The organism is Streptococcus sp. SPS1 (genome assembly GCF_030439915.1).
GTDB lineage: Bacteria > Bacillota > Bacilli > Lactobacillales > Streptococcaceae > Streptococcus.
The window spans coordinates 43,428-65,805 of the sequence record NZ_JAQFJG010000010.1 but is presented as its reverse complement, the minus strand read 5'-3'; the positions used below and the strand labels follow the sequence as shown (position 1 = coordinate 65,805).

Sequence of the window (22,378 nt, the reverse complement as noted above, 5' to 3'; positions counted from 1 at the left end):
GTTTATACTTTTCTTTTTATGACGTATTTTCATATACTGGATACAAAATCGTGTTGCTTCTTTTCCACAAAAGAAAAGTACTGTTTTCTTTGCAACCTATCTAGTATAACACAAGACCAGAGCAAAAGATAGCCCAATCCGTCGATAAAGTCATGTAAACGATTTCGAGTTCAAGTCAGCCATAAAGAATAAATTCTCTAGGTGACTTGTAGTTCAAGCATTTTTTAGGATAGTTGTTAATCCAATTTTCGATGAATGCGACTTCTTTAGGAGTCGTTTTCTTAGTTCCTTTAGATAACCATCTACGAATGAGCCTGTTGTGATTCTCATTAGTTCCCTTTCCCAAGAGGCATAGGGGTGCGCATAATAGATATGTTCCTCAGAAAATACATCAGACAAGCGGTTGAATTCGGCTCCGTTATCTGCCGTGATGGAACGAATTTGATGCTGTTTTAAGATGAGTTTTAGAGCCCGATTGACCGCCTCAGCGCTTGATTTGGAATCAATCGGATAATCTGATGCCTACTCTTTCGGTCCGTCAAGACAAGCAAACAGTAGTTTTTCGCTCTTGTAAGCAGAACCATATCAATCTCATAATGCCTCCAAGCGAAGATTGATAGCTTCAGGACGCTGTTCGATGGATTGACCAGCAGGTTTAAAGTTGGTGCTATCTTGTTTCTTAGTAGTTTTTCCTTTTCTAGGATACAGGAGGTTCTGTTTGGTTATTCCTAATTTTCCATGATGAATCCAATAGTAAATGATTGAAATTCCCACGTTAACGCCCTTAGCCTTGACCATCATTTCAGGAGAAAACTTTTGGTTATGATAGTGGAGAATCTTTTCCTTCAGCTCCTTGTTCAATCTTGATTTCTTGACCGAGCGCTTGCGATTGCTTTCATAAGACTGTTGAGCATAGTCGGCAGAATAAACCTCTTTGAAGCGCCCTTTTCCAAGACATTGTCGGACTGTCTCACGCTTGATTTCAGTATGGATAGTTTGAGGGGCTTTTCCAAGTAGAGAAGCAATTTCTCTATTTGATTTTCCTTCTTTTTTCCATCTTTCGATTAAGCGACGGCTATCGATTGTCAAATGTTTGGCTTTTGTAGTATAATTGTCTTGCATCTCTGTGCCTTTCTTGTGTTTGTGGTTGAACAACAAGTATAACACAGAGGTGTTTTCTTATGCCTAGAAGAGCTTTCAGATTGTTAAAATTTAGCAAAAGTAGCCACAATCCGCTGACAAACTTCTTGCAGCAAAGATTTAGGCATGGCTACATTGAGACGGGCATGGAGACTCCCTTCCTCTCCAAAATCCAAACCACGGTTGAGGATAACCTTGGCTTCATTTCTCAAAAGCTCTTGTAATTTTTCATCAGTCAGGTCATAGGTTGAAAAATCAAGCCAAATCAAGTAGGTTCCTTGCGGTTTCATGACCTTGATTTTAGTCTCTTTTCCAAATAAATCTACCACATAATTAATATGGTCCTCAAAGACTTGCTTGAGTTCCTCTAGCCAATCTTTACCGTATCGATAGGCAGCTTCTGTCGCCAAATAACCCAAGCCTGAAATTTCATGCTGGTTATTGGCCAACTGGCGTTTCTGGTAAGCCACTCGCAACTTAGGATTTTCAATGACTGCATAGGAATTTTTTGTCCCAGCAATATTAAAGGTTTTAGTGGCACTGGTCAAGACGATAGCAAATTCTTTAAAGTCAGGGTTGACAGTATTGAAAGACTGGTGTTTGTGACCAAAGAGAGCCAAATCTTGGTGAATCTCATCCGAAACTAGCAAAACACTGTGTTTTTGGCAGAGTTGGCCAATCTTCTCCAACACTTCTTTTTCCCACACACGTCCACCAGGATTGTGAGGATTGCATAGGATATAGAGTTTAACATTCTCTTCCACCAAATCCTTTTCAAGTTGGTCAAAGTCAATCTCAAACAAACCATCCTTTTCCACCAAAGAATTGGTAATCAATCTACGATTATTCAACTTGACACTGCGAGCAAAAGGTGGGTAGACAGGTGTGTTAATCAAAACCGCCTCGCCTTCTTTTGTAAAGGCTTGAATGGCTGTTGAGATGGCTGGTACCACACCCTCGATAAAGACAAGAGCTTCCTTGTCAAAGTGGTAACCGTGTTGTGTGGCTTCCCACTTTTGAACTTCCTTAATTAACTCTTCACTGGCATAGGTATAGCCATAAACCAGTTGATCAGCGTAAGTCTGCACGGCTTGGCGGATTTCAGGCAAGACTACAAAGTCCATATCTGCTATCCAAGCTGGCAAGACTTCACTATCTGTTTCTGCCTCTTTCCATTTATAGGTATGGTGACCTAAACGGTTGGGCAGGCTTGTAAAATCATATTTTCCCATCTTTGTCTTATCCTTCCAAGGCTTGGCGCAAATCTGCAATCAAATCTCTAGCATCCTCAATCCCAATTGACAAGCGCAAGAGGTCATCTGTCAAACCATAAGAATGGCGCACTTCTGCTGGAATATCAGCGTGGGTTTGCGTCGTTGGATAGGTAATGAGACTTTCCACTCCACCCAAACTTTCCGCAAAAGAGAAGACCTTGAGACTATTCAAGATATGAGGAATGCGTGTTTCATCCGCTACTTTAAAGGAAATCATGCCTCCACGACCAGTGTAGAGAACTTCCTTAACTGCTGAAGAATCCTTCAAAAATGCAACTACTTCTTGAGCATTGGCTGTTGAGCGCTCCATACGAAGAGACAAGGTCTTGAGACCACGAATCAATTGATAGCTGTCAAATGGAGACAAGACTGCCCCTGTCGTATTGAGATTGTAAAAGAGTTTCTCGTATAGTTCTAAACTATTGGTCACAACCACCCCAGCCAAGACATCATTGTGACCTGCCAGATACTTGGTTGCTGAATGAAGAACGATATCTGCTCCATCTTCAATTGGGCGTTGGTAGATAGGACTGTAGAAGGTATTGTCCACCACCACTTTGGCACCCTTAGCATGAGCCAATTTTGCTAGTTTTTCAATATCAAATTCCAACATCAAGGGATTGGTTGGAGTTTCGATATAGAGAACATCCACGTCCTTTTCTAACTCGGCAATCAACTCTTCTTCTGTATTGGCATAGGTAAAATGGAAACGGCCTTCCTGCTCCACTTGATTGAACCAGCGGAAAGAACCACCGTAAAGGTCACGGACAGCCAAGACCTTACTTCCTACTGGAAAGACGCTAAAGGCCAATACAATTGCTGACATTCCTGAGCTAGTTGCTAGGGCATAGTCTGCTGACTCAATAGCTGCCAAGACTTCTTCTGCCTTACTACGAGTTGGGTTTTTGGTGCGCGTATAGTCAAATCCAGTAGATCGACCAAACTCTGGATGCTGATAGGTCGTTGAAAAATGAAGCGGTGTCACCAATGCACCTGTCGCTTCATCTGACTTAATACCCGCCTGGGCCAAAATTGTGTTAATGTGTAATTCCTTGCTCATACAATACCTCCAAATCTATAGTAACTATTGTACCACTTATTTTCATCAACTCATTTTCTTCTTTTCAAGAGCTAGTTATAGTTTCAAACTATAGACTTATCGAGTAAAGCTAAAAAGAATCCAGAAAAGCTTCCAGATTCTTTTGTAACGATGATTGCTAGGCCTTACTTAGACCGAAAGAAATCCTGTTGGGCTAAATAGTCATAATGCTCTTTGTTAAATTGATACTGCCCCACACGCTGACTAAGCTGACCGACATCCACGGAAAAAATATAGGCTTCATTTTGATAGTTCCAGTTCAGCCTAACTGTATTCAAGACTGGCTTATAAGTAAAATCTTTAACTTGATTCCAAGGCATCTCTACGACTTGATTAGAACGATTTTCTGTTACATCACTGATGTCCATCAAGTAGATTCCCTTAGGTGTGAATGCCAGAATCTTAGGCTTCACACTCGACTGAACATAGTAGGAACCACCTATAATGAAAAAATCAATAAAGGATTTCAACCATGTCTTTTTCTTGAAAGCCATCAGAAAATTCTTTTGCCCTTCAATGTGGCAAGTTGAGAGAAATGATTCAATCTGTTTTTCTGTTGCAAACTCCATAATAGCGCCCATGATGATACCTCCATAACGATTAGTAAATAGGTAGATAAGAACTCTTCACTCAAAGAAGAACTTATCATTAGTTACATTTTATCTTACTTTTCCAGTAGACAGCATCCCTCCTATTAAATCATCCTAGCATGTGCATACTTCAATCAACATTGGGTCGATTTTCGAAAATATCGTCTCACGTTTTTGTTATATTCATTATAACATACATCTAATAAACAATCTAAAAAATGTAATACTCTTCGAAAATCAAATTCAAACCACGTCAGCTTCGCCTTGCCGTACTCAAGTACAGCCTGCAGCTAGCTTCCTAGTTTGCTCTTTGATTTTCATTGAGTATATGCACTTTTCTTCCAAATTTACCATCATTCTATTAAAAAACGACAGCTTCCTTAGAAACCATCGTTTTTCTTGAAAAATCCCTATTTGACATGTTTTGCCAATTCTTCTTGGGCTTTTTTATTGGATTCTTCTTTTTCTTTCAGCCATTTTTCTTTGGCTTTTTCATATTCGTCTGTTGTGACTGTCTTATCTTGTAATTTGAGGTATTTATAGGATTCAACCCCTTTATTACCAGCCAATGAATATGGTGTTGAGAAAGGAACGATTTTTCTCAATGTTGGTGTTCCACCAAGTGAAACATTTGGAATTGCTAGAGAGCTATCCACCAACCAAGCTTGGGCATCAGCATATTTCTCATAACGTTTGGCTGGGTCTTGCTCCTTATTAGCTTCTTCCAACATTTGAGTATAGACATCCAGTCCAACCGCCTTAGCCTTGTCATTGGCTTCACCAGGCTCTAGTCCAAGATTTTGTAGAACCCCACCATTCTTGACACTAAAGATATCAAGATAGCTAGATGGATCAAGATAGTCCGCACTCCAACCACCATTGTAGAGATCGTAGTCTTTTTGCGCAGCTGTTTGAGCTAGATAACCTGAACTATCATAGTCCTCTGTAGAAAGTAGGTGGACATCAATCACAACATTTTCTGCACCTAAGACAGACTCAATTGATTGCTTCATGGAATTGATTCCTTGAATTTCAGCCTTATTGGTCAACTCTATATTTTTATCTAAGTGGATAGGGAATGTTACCCCCTTAGCTTCTAATTCTTTCTTAGCTTCTGCAAATTTGGCTTTGGCTTTCTCTGGATTGTAGTATGGATCTTGGGCATCCGCGAAGTTGATTCCTTGCCATTCCTTACCATAATTGACCATCTTAGAAGCCACTACTTCACCAAAGTCTTTTCCCTTGATACTTACGAAGTTTGGAGGAACAACCAAGTTACGCAAAATCTTAGTTGCACCATCTTCTCCTTGAGATTGAGCCCCGTAAGCTGTCCGATCATAGGCAAAATTAATAGCTTGACGGAAGTTTTTATTAAGAACCGCTTCTTGAGTCGATTTCTTTTCAGCATCACTTGTCTTGGAAGTGAATTTATAAGATTGTCTATCCAGATTAAAGTTTAAGAAGTAAGAAGTGGCATCTTGCATGCTATAGACGATATCATCTTTGTATTTTTCTTTAATTCCTTCATAACTTGAACTATTCGGATAGAGACGAGCGTAGCTATAGGCTCCGTCTGTAAAGTTACGAACAAGAGCGTCTTGGTCACTACCATCATAGTAGGTCAATTTGACATCATCTACAAAGACATTTTTAGCATCCCAGTAGTTAGGATTTTTCTTGTATTCGATGACAGATTTTGAAACAAAAGCTTTCATCAAGAAAGGTCCACTGTACAAAATATTAGCAGGGTCTACCTTCCCAAAATCATCCCCTTTTGATTTCAAGAAATCTGCATTGACTGGGAAAAGAATGGTTGAGGTTGTTTTTGAGTTCCAGTAAGGTTCTGGTCGAGCCAAGGTGTATTGAACCGTTTGGTCATCAAGTGCCTTGACTCCGACAGTTGAAAAGTCGCTTGTTTTCCCAGTGATATAGTCATCCAAACCTGCAACAGAGTCCTGCACTAGATACAAGGCTTCTGAATTTTTATCAGCTGCATATTGCAAACCGGTTACAAAATCCTGAGCAGTTACAGGTGCATATTCTTCTCCCTCAGAAGTAAACCACTTAGCATCCTTACGAAGTTTGTAGGTATAGGTTAAACCGTCCTTAGAAACAGTCCAATCCTCAGCCAAGGATGGAACATAGTTCCCATATTGGTCATTTTCCATAAGACCATCTACCAGGTTGGTCACAATATCATTTGTTGTTGCACGGTTTTCTGCTAGATAGTTCAAACTAGATGGATCACTTGAGTAAACATAATTGTATGTTTTTGATGCTGTGCTAGAATTTCCACACGCGCTTAATAAAATACCTGCACTTAACACGACACCTGCAAGTGCTGCATACTTGGCTTTAGACTTTTTCATCTCCAGAACCTCCTGATTTAAATATTTGTTTTATTATACAAACTAACTACTTTTTAGTCAAGTGTTTTTTGACATAAAATTCAATTACTTTCGTTATTTATTCTCTGTTTTACATTTCATATTCAATTCTAACAATAAAAAATGAATAAGAGAGTGTTTTGATTTTTAAAAAACTCAACTTATTCATTTTATTTATAAATTATTTTTTTAAGAAATTTTTAATTTTGCTCGCAAGCGATCTGCTTGGGCTTTTCCAATCACCTTATCTAACAAACGGGTACGGAGACTCATGACTCCGTAAACTCCTCCACCCATGGCACCTACAAGGGCTACATAAAGGAAGCTCCACAAACGTCCACTTGGTTGGAAGACAAATCCTAAAATCCACTGGATGGCACCGACACCGATGAACATAACAAGGGTCAACAAACTGATTAAAATGGTTCGCTTCAAAATCACCTTGCGCTTGACACCGGTTACTTGACAAATGTCCCGATACATCAAGACGTTAGGAATGATAAGACCGATGGTTGTGGAAATCAAAGGACCATAACTGTGGAAGAGAGCAATGGTAGGTATTTGCAAGACCAGCTTGGCAATGGAACCATAGATAAAATAGAGAACTGCCTTGCGGTTGCGGAACATGGCCTGAAGCATTGGAGACAAGACCATGTACAAGCCTAAAATAGTAGACTGCAAAACTGCAAAGACAAACAAGCCCATAGCCAAACTATCTGGCTTGCCATAAAAGACTGTATAAAGAGGTTCTCCTACCATAACCACTCCAACCGTTGCTGGTAGCAGGAATACAAAAAGCATGGTAATGCTGTCCTGAACGAGACGAGAAGCTGCCTTCAAGTCCCCCTTGACATAGTTTTCCGTCAAAAGTGGTAAACCGACACCCCCAATTGAAACCCCTACAGAAATCAAAATCATAGTGATTTTATTAGGATTGGCTGAGAAATAAGAAAACATGACAACCAAGTCCTCGTTGCTGTAGTTGGTAAACCAACTCATACTATTGATAAAGGTCATCTGATCCAGAATCTGGAAAAGCTGGATGGCAGACCCTGTCAAGATAAAAGGAATAGCTTCCTTAATGGTATCAACCAAAAGACGCTTGCTGTTAATCTTATCCCTCGTTTCAAAGACTCTTTTGAGTAAACCTTCTTGAGCAAGGAAATAGACCAAAACTGCAAAACTAGCTACCATGCCGACAAAGGCCGCAAAGGTCGATTGGGTAACGGCTGCTAGGTAATCTCCTGAACCGAGCTTCATAATGATAAAGGTTGCTAAGAGCATCCAGATAACACGAATGACCTGCTCAGCGATTTGGCTCATGGCATAAGGTTTGAGGTTATTCATTCCTTGGAAAAATCCTCGGATAACACTCATAGATGGGAAAATCAAGACTCCCCAAGCCAAGCTTTGCATGATTGGGATCAAGTCTTTGCCTACACCCGACAAGTCTGCTAGCCAAGGAGCAAAGACATACAAGACTAAAGCAAAAACCAGGCCTAGTCCTGTCATAAATCCTAAAAAGCTCCGAATCAGGGCAAAGCTATGCTCCTCTTCTCGCATGGTATTATACTTGGCAACTTGCTTGGCCACCGCAACTGGAATCCCTGCTGTTGAAACCAGCAAGAACCAAGCATAGATATTGTAACCCATGGTAAAGAGACCATTTGCCGTAGCCGCATAAGACCCCATCCAGATGTACCATGGAATAATATAAATAGCCCCGAGTAGGCGACTAATAAAGTTACTAGCCGTTAACCAAGCAGTCCCCCGTAACATCTGGGCCTGCTGGTGATTGTTTTCGTGCGACATAGATTCCTCATTCAATTTTGATAACTAGGAAAAACTCCTTATCTTCCATTATAAACTTTTCCTTGTTACTTGTAAATTTACGACTTTCGGTTTACAATAGAAAGTATGATTAAGATTGAAACCGTATTAGATATATTAAAGAAAGATGGTCTCTTCCGCGAGATTATCGACCAAGGACACTATCACTACAACTACAGTCATGTCGTATTTGACACCATCTGCTATGACAGTCGCAAGGCTAAAGAAAAGAGCCTCTTTTTCGTCAAGGGTGCTGCCTTTAAGAAGGAATTTCTGCTTTCAGCTATCTCTCAAGGCCTCGGTTGGTATGTGGCTGAAAAGGACTATGAGGTTGGTATTCCTGCTATCATCGTCAGTGATATCAAGAAAGTCATGAGTTTGGTAGCTATGGAATTTTATGGAAATCCACAGGAAAAACTCAAACTCCTTGCCTTTACTGGTACTAAGGGTAAGACAACAGCAGCCTATTTCGCTTACAACATCTTATCTCAAAGTCACCGACCTGCAATGTTGTCGACTATGAACACAACTCTAGATGGCAAGACTTTCTTTAAGTCAGCGTTGACAACCCCTGAAAGCATTGACCTCTTTGACATGATGAATCAAGCCGTGCAAAATAACCGTACCCACCTCATCATGGAGGTCTCCAGTCAAGCCTATCTGGTCAAACGTGTCTATGGTCTAACCTTTGATGTGGGAGTTTTCCTCAATATCAGTCCAGACCATATCGGCCCGATTGAACACCCTAGCTTTGAAGACTACTTCTACCACAAGCGTCTCTTGATGAAAAATAGCCGAGCAGTCATCATTAACAGTGACATGGACCACTTTTCTGTCTTGAAAGAACAAGTGGCAGATCAAGACCATGATTTCTACGGTAGTCAGTCGAGCAACCAAATCAAGAATTCCAAAGCCTTTAGCTTTTCAGCTACGGGTAAACTGGCTAGTGACTATGATATCCAACTGATTGGTCACTTCAACCAAGAAAATGCCGTTGCTGCTGGGCTTGCTTGCCTCCGTCTCGGAGCTAGTCTTGAGGACATCAAAAAAGGAATCGCTGCAACCCGCGTTCCTGGTCGCATGGAAGTCCTCACTCAGAAAAATGGAGCCAAGGTCTTCATCGACTACGCCCACAATGGGGATAGTCTGAAAAAACTCATCAATGTGGTTGAAACTCATCAAACTGGAAAAATTGCTCTGGTTCTGGGTTCGACAGGAAACAAGGGAGAAAGCCGTCGTAAGGACTTTGGCCTCCTCCTTAATCAACATCCTGAAATTCAAGTCTTTCTGACTGCTGATGACCCCAACTATGAAGACCCAATGGTCATTGCAGATGAAATCAGTAGCTACATCAATCATCCTGTTGAAAAAATTGCGGATCGCCAAGAGGCCATCAAGGCAGCTATGGCTATCACAAATCAAGAATTAGATGCTGTCATTATTGCTGGTAAGGGAGCTGATTGCTACCAAATCGTCCAAGGCAAGAAAGAAGCCTATCCAGGAGATGCAGCTGTCGCAGAAAATTATTTATAAGATAGTAAAAAATCAAGGGAAATGAAACCCTTGATTTTTTCTATCTTTATTTAAAAGCGTTTTTCAAACCTTCAACGGCACCTTCTACAGCACCTTTAGCATCTTCAACTACTTCTTTTGCCTTAGCAACTGTCTTTTCTACAGCACCTTCTACTTCAGTTTTGCTATCCCCAGTAACTTTACCAAATCCTTCTTTGATAGCGCCTGTTGCTTGTTCCAATTTGTTTTCAAGTGACATATGATTGTCTCCTTTAGTTTTATTCCGATATGTGTTACCGGTTACATATAGTTTATACCGAATACTAAGGAAAGTCAAACAATGTGCTCAGAAACAAGAAATCATGCCAAGTAGAAAGTTAATCTGTCCTTATCAAAATCGACAGCCAACTCATACTTTCCATCTTCATTTTGGATAATATAACCTAGGACAACTAAACTGTCCACAAAGATATCACGGCGTTTCTGCATAAGCTGGTCTTTTTTGAGAAATTTCAACAAAAAAGTCGTCATATACTTGAGAGCATACTCAGGATTGACATCTCCCAAAATGTCATAGAGCTCCTGCTGTTTTTCTGTCAAAGGATACTGATGTTTGACCTTGTAGAAATAATTGGAAAGAGTCATTTTAGTTCGCGCAAAGTCCGTCATTTCAACTAAAATAGCTGCATTAGTTTGATTGCGCAACTCCGTCTCAAAACTCTGCTCCAACAAGGCTTGATAGACCTGACTATCTTCTTTGACAAAAATCTCTTGATCCAGTTCGAGACTATCAAGTGACTCAAGCATAGGAAGATTGAGGTAATAACGCTTATTTTCCCGTAGAATCAAGCCAGCCTTTATATACTCTTCCATGAGTTTGTCAACTGCTACATCTGGAAACTTGGCCTTAATTTCCCGTAAAATCACATCATCATGCTGGTCCAGATAGCGGATCAATTCTCCAAAAAATGGCTGTCTCGTCAAACGAGATGGATTAAAAATCTGAATCATGAAGATTCCTTTCTTTACTTTCTAACAGAGGCGATGCTGCCAATTGACTGGGATTGGTCCCAGCTTGGTTCAGAGGAACAGGCAGACCTAGTTCTCTATAATACTCTCTCCAAAAATCACTAATCTCCTGCTCCCCATCCCCAAATTTCATGGGAATGGTTTCAAAAATGGGGAGAATTTCTGCCATATACTGGGAACAGTAAAAACCAGCTCCATCTGGATAGAAAGAAGCATTATAAGGTGCTCCAAGATGTTTGCAAGCTTTTTCCTTCACCGACTGGATATCCATTTCTGGGTAGATATAAAGATCGTACAAATGATTGGACTCAAAGAAATCTGCTGGTTCTTGACAGATAACACCAAATTTTCCACTAGCATGATAAATCATCCCATCCAAATAAATGGCAACATGGCTATAGTTACCTGTTGAAATCTGGATAGCCTGTCCTATATCTGACTCATCTCTCACAAAAATCATACTCTTCGAAAATCTCTTCAAACCACGTCAGCGTCGCCTTACCGTACTCAAGTACAGCTTGCGGCTAGCTTCCTAGTTTGCTCTTTGATTTTCATTGAGTATCAAATCTCCATTTTCTAACGTGCTTCACTCCTAGAAAAAAAGGAGCCGAAACTCCTTTCGATATAAGGCAAACTAGCCTGTTCTAATTTGAATTAACACTCAAAATCTTAAGCATTAAAGCTTTCAGTCAATTGAGGTACCACTTGTTTCTTACGTGAAACGGCACCAGCAAGGAAGGCGTGGTTGTCTTCAAGTTTGAAGTTGAAAGCCGCTTCGACCTTGTCCATGTTAGCACCAAGAGCCAAGATTTCTGAGTTTGAGTTGATGATATCTGTAATCATCAAGACAAAGTCAGAGTAGCCGTTTGCTGCGTTAGCAGCTTGCATTGCAGCTTCAATTTCTGCTTGACGTTCCAAAACTTCAGCGATGTCAACTGTGTTCACTTGGGCAACACGGACATTATTTCCGTTCAATTCAAAAGTCTTAGCATCGATGTCAATCAATTCTTCAGCAGATTTGCTAGCCAAGTTTGTACCAGCTTTCAACATAGCCAAACCATACTCTTCCAAGTTTACACCAGCTAATTCAGCCAATTCTGGAGCGATGACTGTATCTGTTGGGTGTGTTGTTGGTGATTTCAAAAGAAGAGTATCTGAAATCAAACCTGAAAGCATCAAACCAGCAATCTCTTTAGGCACAGCTACACCATGTTCTTTGAACATACGATAAACGATTGAAGAAGCTGACCCAACTGGCTCCAAACGCATGTAAAGTGGGCTTGCAGTTTCAAAGTTAGCCACGCGGTGGTGGTCCACCACACCATAGACTTCTACTTCAGCGATATCTGATACAGATTGTTGGAATTCATTGTGGTCAGTCAGGATAACTTGCTCTGCACCTTCTGCTTTAGCAGAAGTGATAACACGCGGTGCTTCCACACCAAAATAGTTCAAGACAAAGGCTGTTTCTTCATTTGGAGTTCCAAGGGCAACAGCTTCCGTATCCAAACCGTAAGCTTCTTTTGCAAGGTAGGCAAAAGCTACAGATGACCCGATGGCATCTGAGTCTGGATTTTGGTGACCAAATACTAGAATCTTAGACATGATAATACCTCATTTTGTTTATTCTCTTTATTGTAGCATTTTTTTCGCTTTTTGACAAAAGTAAGAGGAGTCAAAGGACTCCCCGCCACTCTTCAAAATAACTAAGTAAATTTCTATCTTGATTTTCAGATAAAAATTGCTCCTTCTGTGGCCTCTTCTTGCGCTTGAGAAGGGCTTCAGCTGACATGGCTTCTTCCTTACTGGCAAAACCTTGAGCATAGATAAGTTTGACTGGCAAGCGTGCTCGTGTATATTTGGCTCCCTTCCCACTATTGTGGACAGCGAGGCGTTTTCTCACATCAGTCGTATAACCCGTATAGTAGGAACCATCACGGCACTCAAGCACATACATATAAGCCTTATGATCCATAATAAATCTCTTCGAGTTCCGGCGTGTAAGAGCCATCATCATTGTGGACAATGAGAGGTGGCAAGACCTTAAAGCCGCTTGTCGAGCCATCCTTGATAGCCTCAATCAAGAGCATATTGGCTTCTTTTTCCCGCTTTGGATAAACAAACTGCAGGCGCTTAGGGGCTAGATTATGCCGTTGCAACATATCCAGAATGTCCAAGAGTCGGTCAGGACGATGAACCATAGCCAACCGTCCATTAGACTTGAGAATACTCTGGGCACTACGACAGATTTCCTGCAAATTGGTCGTGATTTCATGTCGCGCCAAGAGATAATGTTCGCTCTCGTTCAGGTTTGAATGAGGATCCACCTTAAAATAGGGCGGATTACACAAAATCATATCCACCTTACTTCCCTGAATGTAAGCAGGCATATTTTTCAAATCATCACAGATGACCTGCATCTGCTCTTCCAAACCATTCAAACGGACAGAGCGTTCAGCCATATCCGCCAAACGCTCCTGAATCTCAACAGCCAAAATCTGTGCCTGAGTACGAGTGCTAGCAAATAGCCCCACTGCTCCATTCCCAGCGCAGAAATCCACAATCAAGCCCTTTTTAGGAAAACGTGGAAAACGTGACAAGAGAACACTATCCACCGAATAGCTAAAAACCTCTCTATTTTGAATGATTTTGATATCTGTCGAAAAGAGCTGGTTAATGCGCTCTCCTGATTTTAATAATTGTTCTTCTTCCATGTTCTTATTATAGCAAATTTATATTAACATTACAAAAGATAGAAATTTCTAACTAGTGCTTCTGATTCTTCAAATGTTGAAGGGCTTCCTTGGTCCAAATTGGCATCATTCGTTTAAGAGGCGCAAAGCCGTAGTTAAAGCGGTCGCTTGAAAAGCGTCGCCGTCTCGGAAATTGGTGCTTTTCTTCCTCCAAAGTGCGGATAGAAAGACTAGCTTTCCCTGTAAATTCATCTAAATCCACTACTTGAACTTGAACCTCTTCATCGACTTTCAAGGCTTCTTGGATATTTTCAATAAAGCCTGTCCGAATCTCTGAAATGTGAATCAGCCCCGTATCACCCGTCTCTAGCTCAACAAAAGCACCGTAGGGCTGAATCCCTGTAATACGGCCCTTTAGTTTATCACCGATTTTCATCTTAGTCCTCGATTTCAATTGTTTCAATCACAACATCTTCAACTGGCTTGTCCATAGCCCCTGTCTCAACAGCAGCAATATCATCCAAGACTGCGTAAGATGCTTCATCAGCTAACTGACCAAAAACCGTGTGTCTACGGTCTAGGTGAGGTGTCCCACCTTGGTTGGCATAGATTTCTGCGATCGGTTCTGGCCAACCACCACGAGCAATTTCTTTCTTAGAATAAGGCAGGTGTTGGTTTTGGACGATAAAGAACTGGCTGCCGTTGGTATTTGGACCAGCATTGGCCATGGAAAGGGCACCACGGATATTGTAAAGTTCTTCTGAGAATTCATCCTCAAATGATTCGCCGTAGATTGACTCGCCACCCATACCAGTTCCAGTTGGATCTCCACCTTGGATCATAAAGTCCTTGATAATACGGTGGAAAATGACTCCATCATAGTAACCATCTTTTGATAGAGCTACAAAGTTAGCTACTGTTTTAGGAGCATGTTCAGGGAAGAGCTTAATACGCAAGTCTCCGTGATTGGTCTTAATAGTCGCGATAGGACCTTCTACTGATTCAATATCTACTTGTGGGAAATGCAATTCTTTTTCTACCATACCAAATCCTTCTAAGGCATCAAAAATGCCATCTTCTTCTAATGTTTTTGTAATATAATCTGCTTTTTCTTTGATGTTATCATGAGAAATTCCCATTGCAACGCTGATTCCAGCATAATCAAAGAGTTCCAAGTCGTTGAGCCCATCTCCAAAAACCATGACGTTCTCTGGTTTCAAGCCAAGGTGTTCCACAACCTTTTCCACGCCCGTCGCTTTGGAGCCTGAAATCGGAACAATATCAGACGAATGTTGATGCCAACGAACCATGCGAAGTTTGTCTGAGAGACTCTCAGGCAAGTGCAAGTCATCTCCTTTATCTTCAAAAGTCCACATTTGATAGATGTCTTCTTTCTCATGAAAATCTGGATCCACATCTAAATCAGGATAAATTGGATTAATAGCTTCACTAATCATATCGGTGCGAGTCGACAACTTGGCATCATGACTCCCAACCAAACCATACTCAATTCCTTCTTGCTTAGCCCAAGAGATATACTCCTCAACATCTGACTTCTCGATCTGATGTTGATAAATAACCTGACCTTTTTTATCTTCGATATAAGCCCCATTCAAAGTTACAAAAAAGTCAGGCTTGAGATCACGAATCTCTGGCACGACACCAAAAATCCCTCGTCCAGAAGCAATACCTGTCAAAATTCCTTTCTCACGTAATTGCTTAAAAACAGCTGGGATTGAAGCCGGAATAAAACCTGTCTTGGAATTCCGCAATGTATCATCAATATCAAAAAAGACAATCTTGATCTTCTTTGCCTTATATCTTAATTTGGCATCCATCTCACTACCTCTTTCAATCTAACTCTTTCCATTATACCATAAAGTAGCTAAATCCCCTATTTTCAAAGAAATTCCCATTTTATTTTAATTTTTTGGATAAGAAAAGAAGAAATGTTTATGAAAAAGCGGTCCGTCGGGGTCTTAATTCGCTTCCTTATTTCCGAACTCATGAAAAAGAGGTCCACCCAGACCCAACTCGCTCTCTCATTTCAAAGCTCATGAAAAAGAGGTCCACTGGACCCAAAATCGCTCTCTCATTTCAAGGCTCGTGAAAAAGAGGTCCACCCGGACCTCTTTTTTAATCTTCGTTTACGAAAGGCATCAAAGCCATTACGCGAGCGCGTTTGATAGCTGTTGTTACTTTACGTTGGTTTTTAGCTGAAGTTCCTGTTACACGACGAGGAAGGATTTTCCCACGTTCTGAAACGAAACGGCTAAGAAGCTCAGTATCTTTGTAATCAACATATTCAATTTTGTTTGCTGCGATGTAATCAACTTTTTTACGGCGTTTGAATCCGCCACGACGTTGTTGAGCCATGTTTTTTCTCCTTTATAATTTTAGTTGTCCATTAGAATGGTAAATCATCATCTGAAATATCCAATGGATTTGTTGCTCCGAATGGATTTTCATCACGTGAAAAGTCTGGTACTGAATTTGTAGGTGCTGAATAGTTTGCAGTTGGGGCAGAGTAAGCTCCACCTGTGTGACCCTCACGCACACTACGGCTTTCCAACATTTGGAAATTCTCAGCCACGACCTCTGTCACGTAGACACGTTGTCCTTGCTGGTTATCGTAACTACGAGTCTGGATACGACCTGTCACCCCGATAAGTGAGCCTTTTTTAGCCCAATTAGCAAGGTTCTCAGCCTGTTGGCGCCACATAACGACATTGATAAAATCAGCCTCACGTTCGCCATTTTGACTCTTAAATGTACGGTTTACTGCAAGAGTAAAAGTCGCAACTGCTACATTTGATGGGGTATAACGCAACTCAGCGTCACGTGTCATGCGCCCTACAAGTACAACATTGTTAATCATAGTTTACCTTCTTACGCGTCAATTTTGACGATCATGTGACGAAGAATGTCAGCGTTGATTTTTGAAAGACGGTCAAACTCTTTAAGAGCTGCATCGTCATTTGCTTCAACGTTAACGATGTGGTAAAGTCCTTCACGGAAATCTTGGATTTCGTATGCAAGACGACGTTTTTCCCAAGTTTTTGATTCAACAACAGTTGCACCGTTGTCAGTCAAAATAGAGTCAAAACGTGCTACCAAAGCGTTTTTAGCTTCTTCTTCAATGTTTGGACGAATGATATAAAGAATTTCGTATTTAGCCATTGATATGTTCCTCCTTTTGGTCTAATGACCCCAAGACTTTGCAAGGGGTAAGTGAGGTTCGCTCACAATAAACTATTATACTAGAAAAAATTTTTTTACGCAAGTAAAAACTCTGAAATAAAAAAAGAAGATGACGAATCATCTTCTCAAAAACTATGAGTTTTTAGTCTTCTTTTTTCTTGCGAGCAAGAAGTCCAAATCCACCTAGGACTCCAAGAAGTCCAAGCGCTGCGAGGCTAGCGTTAGCTTCTGTACCTGTGTTAGGCAATTCTTTTTGACCATCAACATATTTAGGTGTTGGAACAGCAGGTTGGCTTGGAGTGCTTGGTTGAGCCGATTGGGAGTGCTGAGACGGAGTTTCAGGAACTTCTGTATCAAAATGTTGCGGTGTCACCACTCTCTTATAATGATGAACTTTATTGCCATTTTCATCTATCGTAGTTTTTGTAAACTCATATCCTTCAACAACTTTAGATTTTTTAACACCTTCCTCTGATGTTGAAATATCTTTACCATTTTCATCAATAAAACGAGTCACTATTTTAACGTTTGGAGTTAATGGTGACGGTGTTAGATTTTGTTCAACAACTGTAACAATTGCTGGTACTTCCACCAAGACTTTATCCCCTCGCTTAACAACAACAATAACTTTTTTATCTCCAGTTGTACTTGTGTCTGGATTATCTTTATATTCAAATACCACACCTTCTGGATAATCAGATGGATTGATATTTTTCTTAGGATTTGGCACTACACCTTTAGATACCACTTGTGCTTTTCCTTCCACTACTTTAACCTTAGCTGGAACTTCAACAAGTGTATCATCTCCGTCTTTAGCAACAACGACTACATCTTTTTCGCCTGGGGTTGTGGTATCTACAGGAGTTTTATACTCAAATGTTGAACCCTCTGGGTATTCCGTTTTATCAATACTGTTTTCTGGATTTGGTTGTTTATTGTTTTCATCCACTGGAACGATTTGAGGAACACCCTCTACAACAGTTACAGGGACTTTAATAACCGTTGTTTTTTCTTCCCCGTCAACAGTATACTTCACAGTAACATTTACATCAGTATCATCTGATAAATCTGGACTTGCCACATTCTCATCAATACTTACATTCGTAACATTTCCTGGAAGTTGTCCTTTGAAAGCACGATCCACAATAGCTTCTTTCGCTTTAGCAAGAGCTTTTTCTTTAGCTTTTTCCTTATCGCTATCTTTGGCAACAAAAATTCCTTTTGGTGTTGGTTTTGGTAAAACTATTACTTTGACTTTTACTGGTTCTGTTAAAGTTACTCCATTTTGATCTGTGTAAGTAACCGGAACTGTGACTTCTTTCACACCTGGTTTAGCTGTAATATCTTTTGCTAAATCTTTGGGCACACCTTTCATTCCATTTTCCCCTGGAGTGACAGCGTCAGTTATATCCTTGGTTGTTAATTCATCTCCTTCAAATACAACTTTAGATGTTGAAGTTGAACCAACTACATTGATTGGAACGTCGACGTCAACTGAAATGTCATCAATAACTTTTCCACTATTATCTCTGTATTTAACTGTAACAGTAGCTGGAGTTTGTTGTCCATTTTTATCAGTTTTTGGAGTGACAATAGCATCGTTCGTTACAAATGGAGTTACACCTTCAGGAACATTTGTCAAGCCATCTATTGCTTTTTTTACGTTTGCTCGAATCGCATCAATTAAAGTTTCATTTGGTGTACCGTTTAAGACCGTAACCCCTTTTGGTGCTGGTTTTGGTAATACTGTTACAGGGACATTTACAGTTTCATCTCCTGTTGGATACGTTACTGTAGTTGGAACAGTTATATCCGTTACTCCTGCTTTACCTGTTGTTTCTGGTAAATCAGTTGCTTTTGGTTCATTTACCTTTCCTCCAGTACCCGGTGTTACAGCATCTTTTACTTTGTTTGCATCTGGTTTTGTTCCTTCTACAGTGTAGACTGGTTTTGTTTCTGAACCTAATACGTTAATCGTTACTGGTACTGTTGTAGGGTATTCTGTTCCATCTACTGTATAAGTAGCTGGTACATTTACAACACCTTTGTTTGTACCTTTTTCATTTGTTAGAGTTGCTGCTACTTCTTCTGTTATATCCCCAACTGTTACTGTTGCTCCTGCTGGTAATTTCCCTTTGAAGTCTGCTGCTTCTACTAATGCTGTTGCTTTTGTTTTAGCAACTTCTTTTACTTTATCTACTGAGGCTCCTTTGTGTACTTCTACTTCACCAGTTGCTTTTGGTAAGACAGTCACTGGTACTTCAACAGTTTCATTAATGTTTGTTCCATTTATTTCATGTGTGATAGTTGTAGGAATCTTAAGTCCTGCTTCCCCAGCTTTTCCTGTTGTATTAATCACATCTGCTTCATTAGGATTATTCACCACTCCAGTTTTAGTATTAATTGTTGCTGATGTAACAGAAGATTTCACTTGGTCATCAGTAATCTTGTCTCCTTCGAATACTACTAACTTATTGGTAGTTGATTTCACTACATTTACTTCTATATCTACAGTATTTTTATAATTTTTTCCATCTCGACTATGAACTACTGGCACTTTTATAACACCGGCATTCTCTTTCGCTACGTCAGTAGCAACAACTCCCGTAGACATTCCTTGATCATCTAGAGTAGCCGTAGCATTAGTTTCATCCAGTTTTCTCTTGTATTCTTCTGATTCAATCGTTTCTTTCGCTTTTGATTTAGATAGCTCCTTGATCTTATCTAAACTAGTTCCGACTGGAACAGTGATTTTATCAACATCAGTAAATGAATCGATATACAAGGTCTTTTTATATTTGTAGTTCGGTTCATTTGAATATTTAAGACTTGGAGCATTGACATTTTCTGAAACATCATAAAAATTGGAATCATTATTTCCATATCTATGGAGAACATTTCCCAAACTATCATCTCCTGGAAATCCATTTTGACCTGAAACTTCAAAGGTAGAACTACCCACATAATCTGCTGTTGTTTCAAATGGAATTTTAACAATAAAGTCTGATTTACGATTATCTCCAGCTATAATCCCTCTTTTTGAAGAATCAACAAGAAAACTTAGCTCTGACTTAATTTTATCAAATCTAAAATCACTTGTCCATGTATTATTTAGTTCCCAAGCAGACTGTCCGTTAGCAGTATTCAAATCTAGCCTACCACTTGGCGTACCTAGTGAGCCAAGTACAACACCTTTCGGTACTTTAATCGTTACTTTATATTTTGTTTGGAATCCAGTGATAGACGCTCCACCTAAGTTTCGTATGTTTAAATCAATTGTTCCTGTTTGTTTTTTACCATATATAGCATCATCGGTAAACCCATATTTCCCAGATTTCTTTTCACTAGTGATATTAGTTGAAATATTAACGGCTGGACCTGTAGCAATCCCGATACCTCCAATGATATAACCATCTTCGATAGGGTTATTGCCAAGTGTTTTGTTGGTTTGTCCTGGACTTCCTGCTTCAACAGTCACACGAACTTTTGTAGTTCCCTCTGGGATATGGACAGCACGAAGTAAATTTCGCCAACCATTTCCCACACTCCCAGGATTTTGCTCAAACTCCGTTTGTGAATTTCCACTTTTACGCTTCAATTCCGTTAGTTTTTGACCAGTATAAGCATCTACTATTGTTAATTTAACATTTTCTCCTTCTGATGGTAGAGCAAGTGGTCCATAAGCTCCATTATGTAAAACATTCACAAAGAGCAGAGAGTTAGGGTTAACATCCACATCTCGATAAATTCCATTACCTTTCTTCCCTAACTCTAAGTAATAGTCTCTATCAACCCTTCCTAATCCCACTTTTTTCATGTCCTCTGCAGAAATTAACCCAGATAACATACCACCACCTGCATTAGGTCTATTTTGTCCACCAGTGGCTGTTACTTTATCATTATTGCTATATAGCTTAGCAGATTTCGGAGTGTAGGTTTGGTTAGGTTTAGGGGTGATATTGGTAGGGGATTCTCCTTTTACTAGAGTCACCTTTTCTGTATTATTTGTTAATTTCCAACCATTTAGCTTGGTGCCATCTGCTGCCTGTTCTCTGGTAAGTTCTAGTTCCTTCCAATGATATGTAGCTGAACCAACATTCGGACTATTAGTATCTGGACCTAATTGTTGATCCCCACTATCTTTTTGTTTACTAATAGCACTAGAGAAGTTCTGTTCACCAAAACCTTCCTTTAAATTTGCAAAAACACCTGTTTCATTATTATTCCCAAATCTAACAGCATTATTATTGATTGGTGCACCCCAATCAACTTTACCTGATTGATAATAACGAAGAGTATCTTTTTGAGCTTTTAGCTTTTGGAGAGCAGCATGCTTTTCTTTTTCAGTTGTTAGACTAGCTATTTCTACGTTATAAATAGTTTCTGACTTAGTCTTAATCGTGTTCAAAAGTTCAACAAATTCTTTATCTATCTCACCCTCTCCCTTTGCTTCCTCAGTAGAGATTTTAGCCGTAAGTTTTGTAATTTCACCTTGTAATTCTTGTTTAGCTTTTGTCAGTTCATCATCTGATACTCTTGCTACATCTGCAAGCGGAGTTTCTTGAGCACCTGTAGCCGCTCTAAACCCACTTTCCCCTTTTCCAGGAATCACTTGTCCATTACGCGAGTCTTGATTATTGTTTGCTTCCTTCTTTTCTGCTTTTGGCATACTTTCAATAACGAAAGCTTTGTTTTTTAATTCTCGCGTAGCTTTATCTACTTCTTCTTGTGTTGCTTTTTCATTTGATAGGAAGGTTTGAGCCTTAGCTAGTTCTTCCTTAGCATTTTCGATTGTTGCGGCAGTCTTTTCAGATACGCCTGCTTTTTCAAGAGCTGATTGCATACGAGCAATAGCAACTCCCAATTTGCTTGTATCAACCTTTGTAACTTCTGACGCTTCAATTGCTGTTTCTGGTTGTGGTTCCACAGTTGCTGGCACCTCTGGAACTGATGCCGCCGGTTCCATTTCTGAGTCTGTCGAACTTTCACTAGCTAGTGTATTGTCATTCACTTTTGAAAGTGAGAGCGATTCACTCTCTCCCTGTACTCCTCCTTCAGCACCTACTTCTGGTCTAGCTGGAACTACTGGAGAATTAGCTTGAACGCTGCCCCCACCTAAGAAAAACAATCCTGTAGCTACAGCTACACTAGCTACCCCAAAACTAACCTTACGAATGCTATAACGTGTAAATTTTTCCACTTGTGAACGAGCATGTACGCCTTTATTCTTAAACATTGCTACACTCCTTTTGTAATGATTATCTGTTAATATGTTTTGAGAAGGCAAATAAAAAGCCCCCCTAAAATATCGTAGCATATTTTAAATGGGCTTAATTTATTATACTCTTTTTTTATCTACAAATCAAACATTATGACGTAACTAAAAATCTAAAATTTTCTTCTTATACTCAATGAAAATCAAAGAGCAAACTAGGAAGCTAGCCGCAAGCTGTACTTGAGTACGGTAAGGCGACGCTGACGTGGTTTGAAGAGATTTTCGAAGAGTATTATTTGTTAAAACCTTCAGAAGATTAGCTATGACTCGAACTCTAAGAGCACTAAAGGCTGGGCAAAAACCCGCTTTTGTCTTATTTCAATCCACTATACCTGATAATATTTCCTT

18 protein-coding genes and 1 pseudogene are annotated in these 22,378 nt (G+C 40.0%); 1 reads left to right on the top strand and 18 read right to left on the bottom strand.

All coding sequences use genetic code 11. From position 1 onward, the window contains the following. Positions 1-175 precede the first annotated feature (175 nt). The 6 genes and pseudogenes from PCY12_RS08030 to PCY12_RS08005 form a co-directional block, all read right to left on the bottom strand. Positions 176-1,122, bottom strand: a pseudogene (locus PCY12_RS08030) (IS30 family transposase). An 83-nt stretch (positions 1,123-1,205) separates the two neighbouring features. Next, positions 1,206-2,372: a MalY/PatB family protein gene (locus PCY12_RS08025; RefSeq protein WP_301352392.1), complete on the bottom strand. Its 1,167-nt coding sequence runs from the start codon at positions 2,370-2,372 to the stop codon at positions 1,206-1,208. 7 nt (positions 2,373-2,379) lie between these two features. After that, the gene (locus PCY12_RS08020) at positions 2,380-3,474 is read right to left on the bottom strand and encodes a cystathionine gamma-synthase (protein ID WP_301352391.1); all 1,095 of its coding nucleotides are present in this window, start codon (positions 3,472-3,474) and stop codon (positions 2,380-2,382) included. Positions 3,475-3,638: 164 nt separating this feature from the next. Further along, entirely contained in the window at positions 3,639-4,094 is a 456-nt protein-coding gene (locus tag PCY12_RS08015; protein WP_301352389.1) for a hypothetical protein, read from the bottom strand. Between the two features lie 419 nt (positions 4,095-4,513). After that, positions 4,514-6,472 carry a peptide ABC transporter substrate-binding protein gene (locus PCY12_RS08010; protein WP_301352387.1) on the bottom strand — a complete coding sequence of 653 codons (1,959 nt, stop codon included), beginning with the start codon at positions 6,470-6,472 and terminating at the stop codon, positions 4,514-4,516. 207 nt (positions 6,473-6,679) lie between these two features. Further along, the gene (locus PCY12_RS08005) at positions 6,680-8,302 is read right to left on the bottom strand and encodes a polysaccharide biosynthesis protein (RefSeq protein ID WP_301352385.1); all 1,623 of its coding nucleotides are present in this window, start codon (positions 8,300-8,302) and stop codon (positions 6,680-6,682) included. 105 nt (positions 8,303-8,407) lie between these two features. Here PCY12_RS08005 and PCY12_RS08000 point away from each other — a divergent pair, with 105 nt between their 5' ends. Further along, positions 8,408-9,853 (top strand): UDP-N-acetylmuramoyl-L-alanyl-D-glutamate--L-lysine ligase, encoded by a 1,446-nt coding sequence (locus PCY12_RS08000; protein WP_301352384.1) that lies wholly within the window; start codon positions 8,408-8,410, stop codon positions 9,851-9,853. Between the two features lie 46 nt (positions 9,854-9,899). Here the strand turns inward: PCY12_RS08000 and PCY12_RS07995 are convergent, their stop codons facing one another. The 12 genes from PCY12_RS07995 to PCY12_RS07940 all read right to left on the bottom strand — a co-directional run bounded on the left by PCY12_RS07995 (position 9,900) and on the right by PCY12_RS07940 (position 21,991). Next, on the bottom strand, positions 9,900-10,091 hold the full coding sequence (locus PCY12_RS07995) for a CsbD family protein (protein WP_301352382.1): 192 nt from the start codon (positions 10,089-10,091) through the stop codon (positions 9,900-9,902). A gap of 101 nt (positions 10,092-10,192) precedes the next feature. Further along, positions 10,193-10,843, bottom strand: a complete 651-nt coding sequence (locus tag PCY12_RS07990; RefSeq protein WP_301352380.1) for a DUF1803 domain-containing protein — start codon at positions 10,841-10,843, stop codon at positions 10,193-10,195. Then, positions 10,827-11,321, bottom strand: coding sequence for a YiiX/YebB-like N1pC/P60 family cysteine hydrolase (locus PCY12_RS07985; RefSeq protein ID WP_301352379.1), 495 nt, complete (start codon positions 11,319-11,321; stop codon positions 10,827-10,829). Before PCY12_RS07985 ends, PCY12_RS07990 begins: the two co-directional genes overlap by 17 nt. Positions 11,322-11,530: 209 nt before the next feature. After that, on the bottom strand, positions 11,531-12,466 hold the full coding sequence (locus PCY12_RS07980) for a manganese-dependent inorganic pyrophosphatase (protein WP_301352377.1): 936 nt from the start codon (positions 12,464-12,466) through the stop codon (positions 11,531-11,533). A 70-nt stretch (positions 12,467-12,536) separates the two neighbouring features. Further along, on the bottom strand, positions 12,537-12,836 hold the full coding sequence (locus tag PCY12_RS07975) for a GIY-YIG nuclease family protein (protein WP_050390848.1): 300 nt from the start codon (positions 12,834-12,836) through the stop codon (positions 12,537-12,539). Then, positions 12,826-13,575, bottom strand: a complete 750-nt coding sequence (locus tag PCY12_RS07970; protein ID WP_042901322.1) for a tRNA1(Val) (adenine(37)-N6)-methyltransferase — start codon at positions 13,573-13,575, stop codon at positions 12,826-12,828. Before PCY12_RS07970 ends, PCY12_RS07975 begins: the two co-directional genes overlap by 11 nt. Positions 13,576-13,627: 52 nt before the next feature. Further along, positions 13,628-13,990 (bottom strand): S1 RNA-binding domain-containing protein, encoded by a 363-nt coding sequence (locus tag PCY12_RS07965; protein ID WP_000689605.1) that lies wholly within the window; start codon positions 13,988-13,990, stop codon positions 13,628-13,630. A gap of 1 nt (position 13,991) precedes the next feature. Then, positions 13,992-15,392 carry a bifunctional Cof-type HAD-IIB family hydrolase/peptidylprolyl isomerase gene (locus PCY12_RS07960; RefSeq protein ID WP_301352375.1) on the bottom strand — a complete coding sequence of 467 codons (1,401 nt, stop codon included), beginning with the start codon at positions 15,390-15,392 and terminating at the stop codon, positions 13,992-13,994. Positions 15,393-15,690: 298 nt separating this feature from the next. Continuing rightward, a complete protein-coding gene (gene rpsR / locus PCY12_RS07955) occupies positions 15,691-15,930 on the bottom strand; it encodes a 30S ribosomal protein S18 (protein ID WP_000068664.1) in 240 nt (79 codons plus the stop codon). Positions 15,931-15,961: 31 nt separating this feature from the next. Further along, entirely contained in the window at positions 15,962-16,432 is a 471-nt protein-coding gene (gene ssbA, locus PCY12_RS07950; protein ID WP_000609606.1) for a single-stranded DNA-binding protein SsbA, read from the bottom strand. Between the two features lie 11 nt (positions 16,433-16,443). Beyond that, positions 16,444-16,734: a 30S ribosomal protein S6 gene (gene rpsF, locus PCY12_RS07945; protein WP_001151785.1), complete on the bottom strand. Its 291-nt coding sequence runs from the start codon at positions 16,732-16,734 to the stop codon at positions 16,444-16,446. Between the two features lie 163 nt (positions 16,735-16,897). Then, entirely contained in the window at positions 16,898-21,991 is a 5,094-nt protein-coding gene (locus PCY12_RS07940; RefSeq protein ID WP_301352372.1) for a YSIRK-type signal peptide-containing protein, read from the bottom strand. Between the last annotated feature and the right edge of the window lie 387 nt (positions 21,992-22,378).

Excerpts from the sequence above, each read along its gene's own strand:
- PCY12_RS07960 (WP_301352375.1), bottom strand. The coding sequence starts at position 15,392 with ATGGATGCCAAATTAAGATATAAGGCAAAGAAGATCAAGATTGTCTTT.
- PCY12_RS07990 (WP_301352380.1), bottom strand. The coding sequence starts at position 10,843 with ATGATTCAGATTTTTAATCCATCTCGTTTGACGAGACAGCCATTTTTT.
- PCY12_RS07995 (WP_301352382.1), bottom strand. The coding sequence starts at position 10,091 with ATGTCACTTGAAAACAAATTGGAACAAGCAACAGGCGCTATCAAAGAA.
- PCY12_RS07940 (WP_301352372.1), bottom strand. The coding sequence starts at position 21,991 with ATGTTTAAGAATAAAGGCGTACATGCTCGTTCACAAGTGGAAAAATTT.
- PCY12_RS08025 (WP_301352392.1), bottom strand. The coding sequence starts at position 2,372 with ATGGGAAAATATGATTTTACAAGCCTGCCCAACCGTTTAGGTCACCAT.
- rpsR (WP_000068664.1), bottom strand. The coding sequence starts at position 15,930 with ATGGCTCAACAACGTCGTGGCGGATTCAAACGCCGTAAAAAAGTTGAT.
- PCY12_RS08005 (WP_301352385.1), bottom strand. The coding sequence starts at position 8,302 with ATGTCGCACGAAAACAATCACCAGCAGGCCCAGATGTTACGGGGGACT.
- rpsF (WP_001151785.1), bottom strand. The coding sequence starts at position 16,734 with ATGGCTAAATACGAAATTCTTTATATCATTCGTCCAAACATTGAAGAA.
- PCY12_RS07970 (WP_042901322.1), bottom strand. The coding sequence starts at position 13,575 with ATGGAAGAAGAACAATTATTAAAATCAGGAGAGCGCATTAACCAGCTC.
- PCY12_RS08020 (WP_301352391.1), bottom strand. The coding sequence starts at position 3,474 with ATGAGCAAGGAATTACACATTAACACAATTTTGGCCCAGGCGGGTATT.
- PCY12_RS07965 (WP_000689605.1), bottom strand. The coding sequence starts at position 13,990 with ATGAAAATCGGTGATAAACTAAAGGGCCGTATTACAGGGATTCAGCCC.
- PCY12_RS08010 (WP_301352387.1), bottom strand. The coding sequence starts at position 6,472 with ATGAAAAAGTCTAAAGCCAAGTATGCAGCACTTGCAGGTGTCGTGTTA.
- PCY12_RS07975 (WP_050390848.1), bottom strand. The coding sequence starts at position 12,836 with ATGGATCATAAGGCTTATATGTATGTGCTTGAGTGCCGTGATGGTTCC.
- ssbA (WP_000609606.1), bottom strand. The coding sequence starts at position 16,432 with ATGATTAACAATGTTGTACTTGTAGGGCGCATGACACGTGACGCTGAG.
- PCY12_RS07980 (WP_301352377.1), bottom strand. The coding sequence starts at position 12,466 with ATGTCTAAGATTCTAGTATTTGGTCACCAAAATCCAGACTCAGATGCC.
- PCY12_RS08015 (WP_301352389.1), bottom strand. The coding sequence starts at position 4,094 with ATGGGCGCTATTATGGAGTTTGCAACAGAAAAACAGATTGAATCATTT.
- PCY12_RS08000 (WP_301352384.1), top strand. The coding sequence starts at position 8,408 with ATGATTAAGATTGAAACCGTATTAGATATATTAAAGAAAGATGGTCTC.
- PCY12_RS07985 (WP_301352379.1), bottom strand. The coding sequence starts at position 11,321 with ATGATTTTTGTGAGAGATGAGTCAGATATAGGACAGGCTATCCAGATT.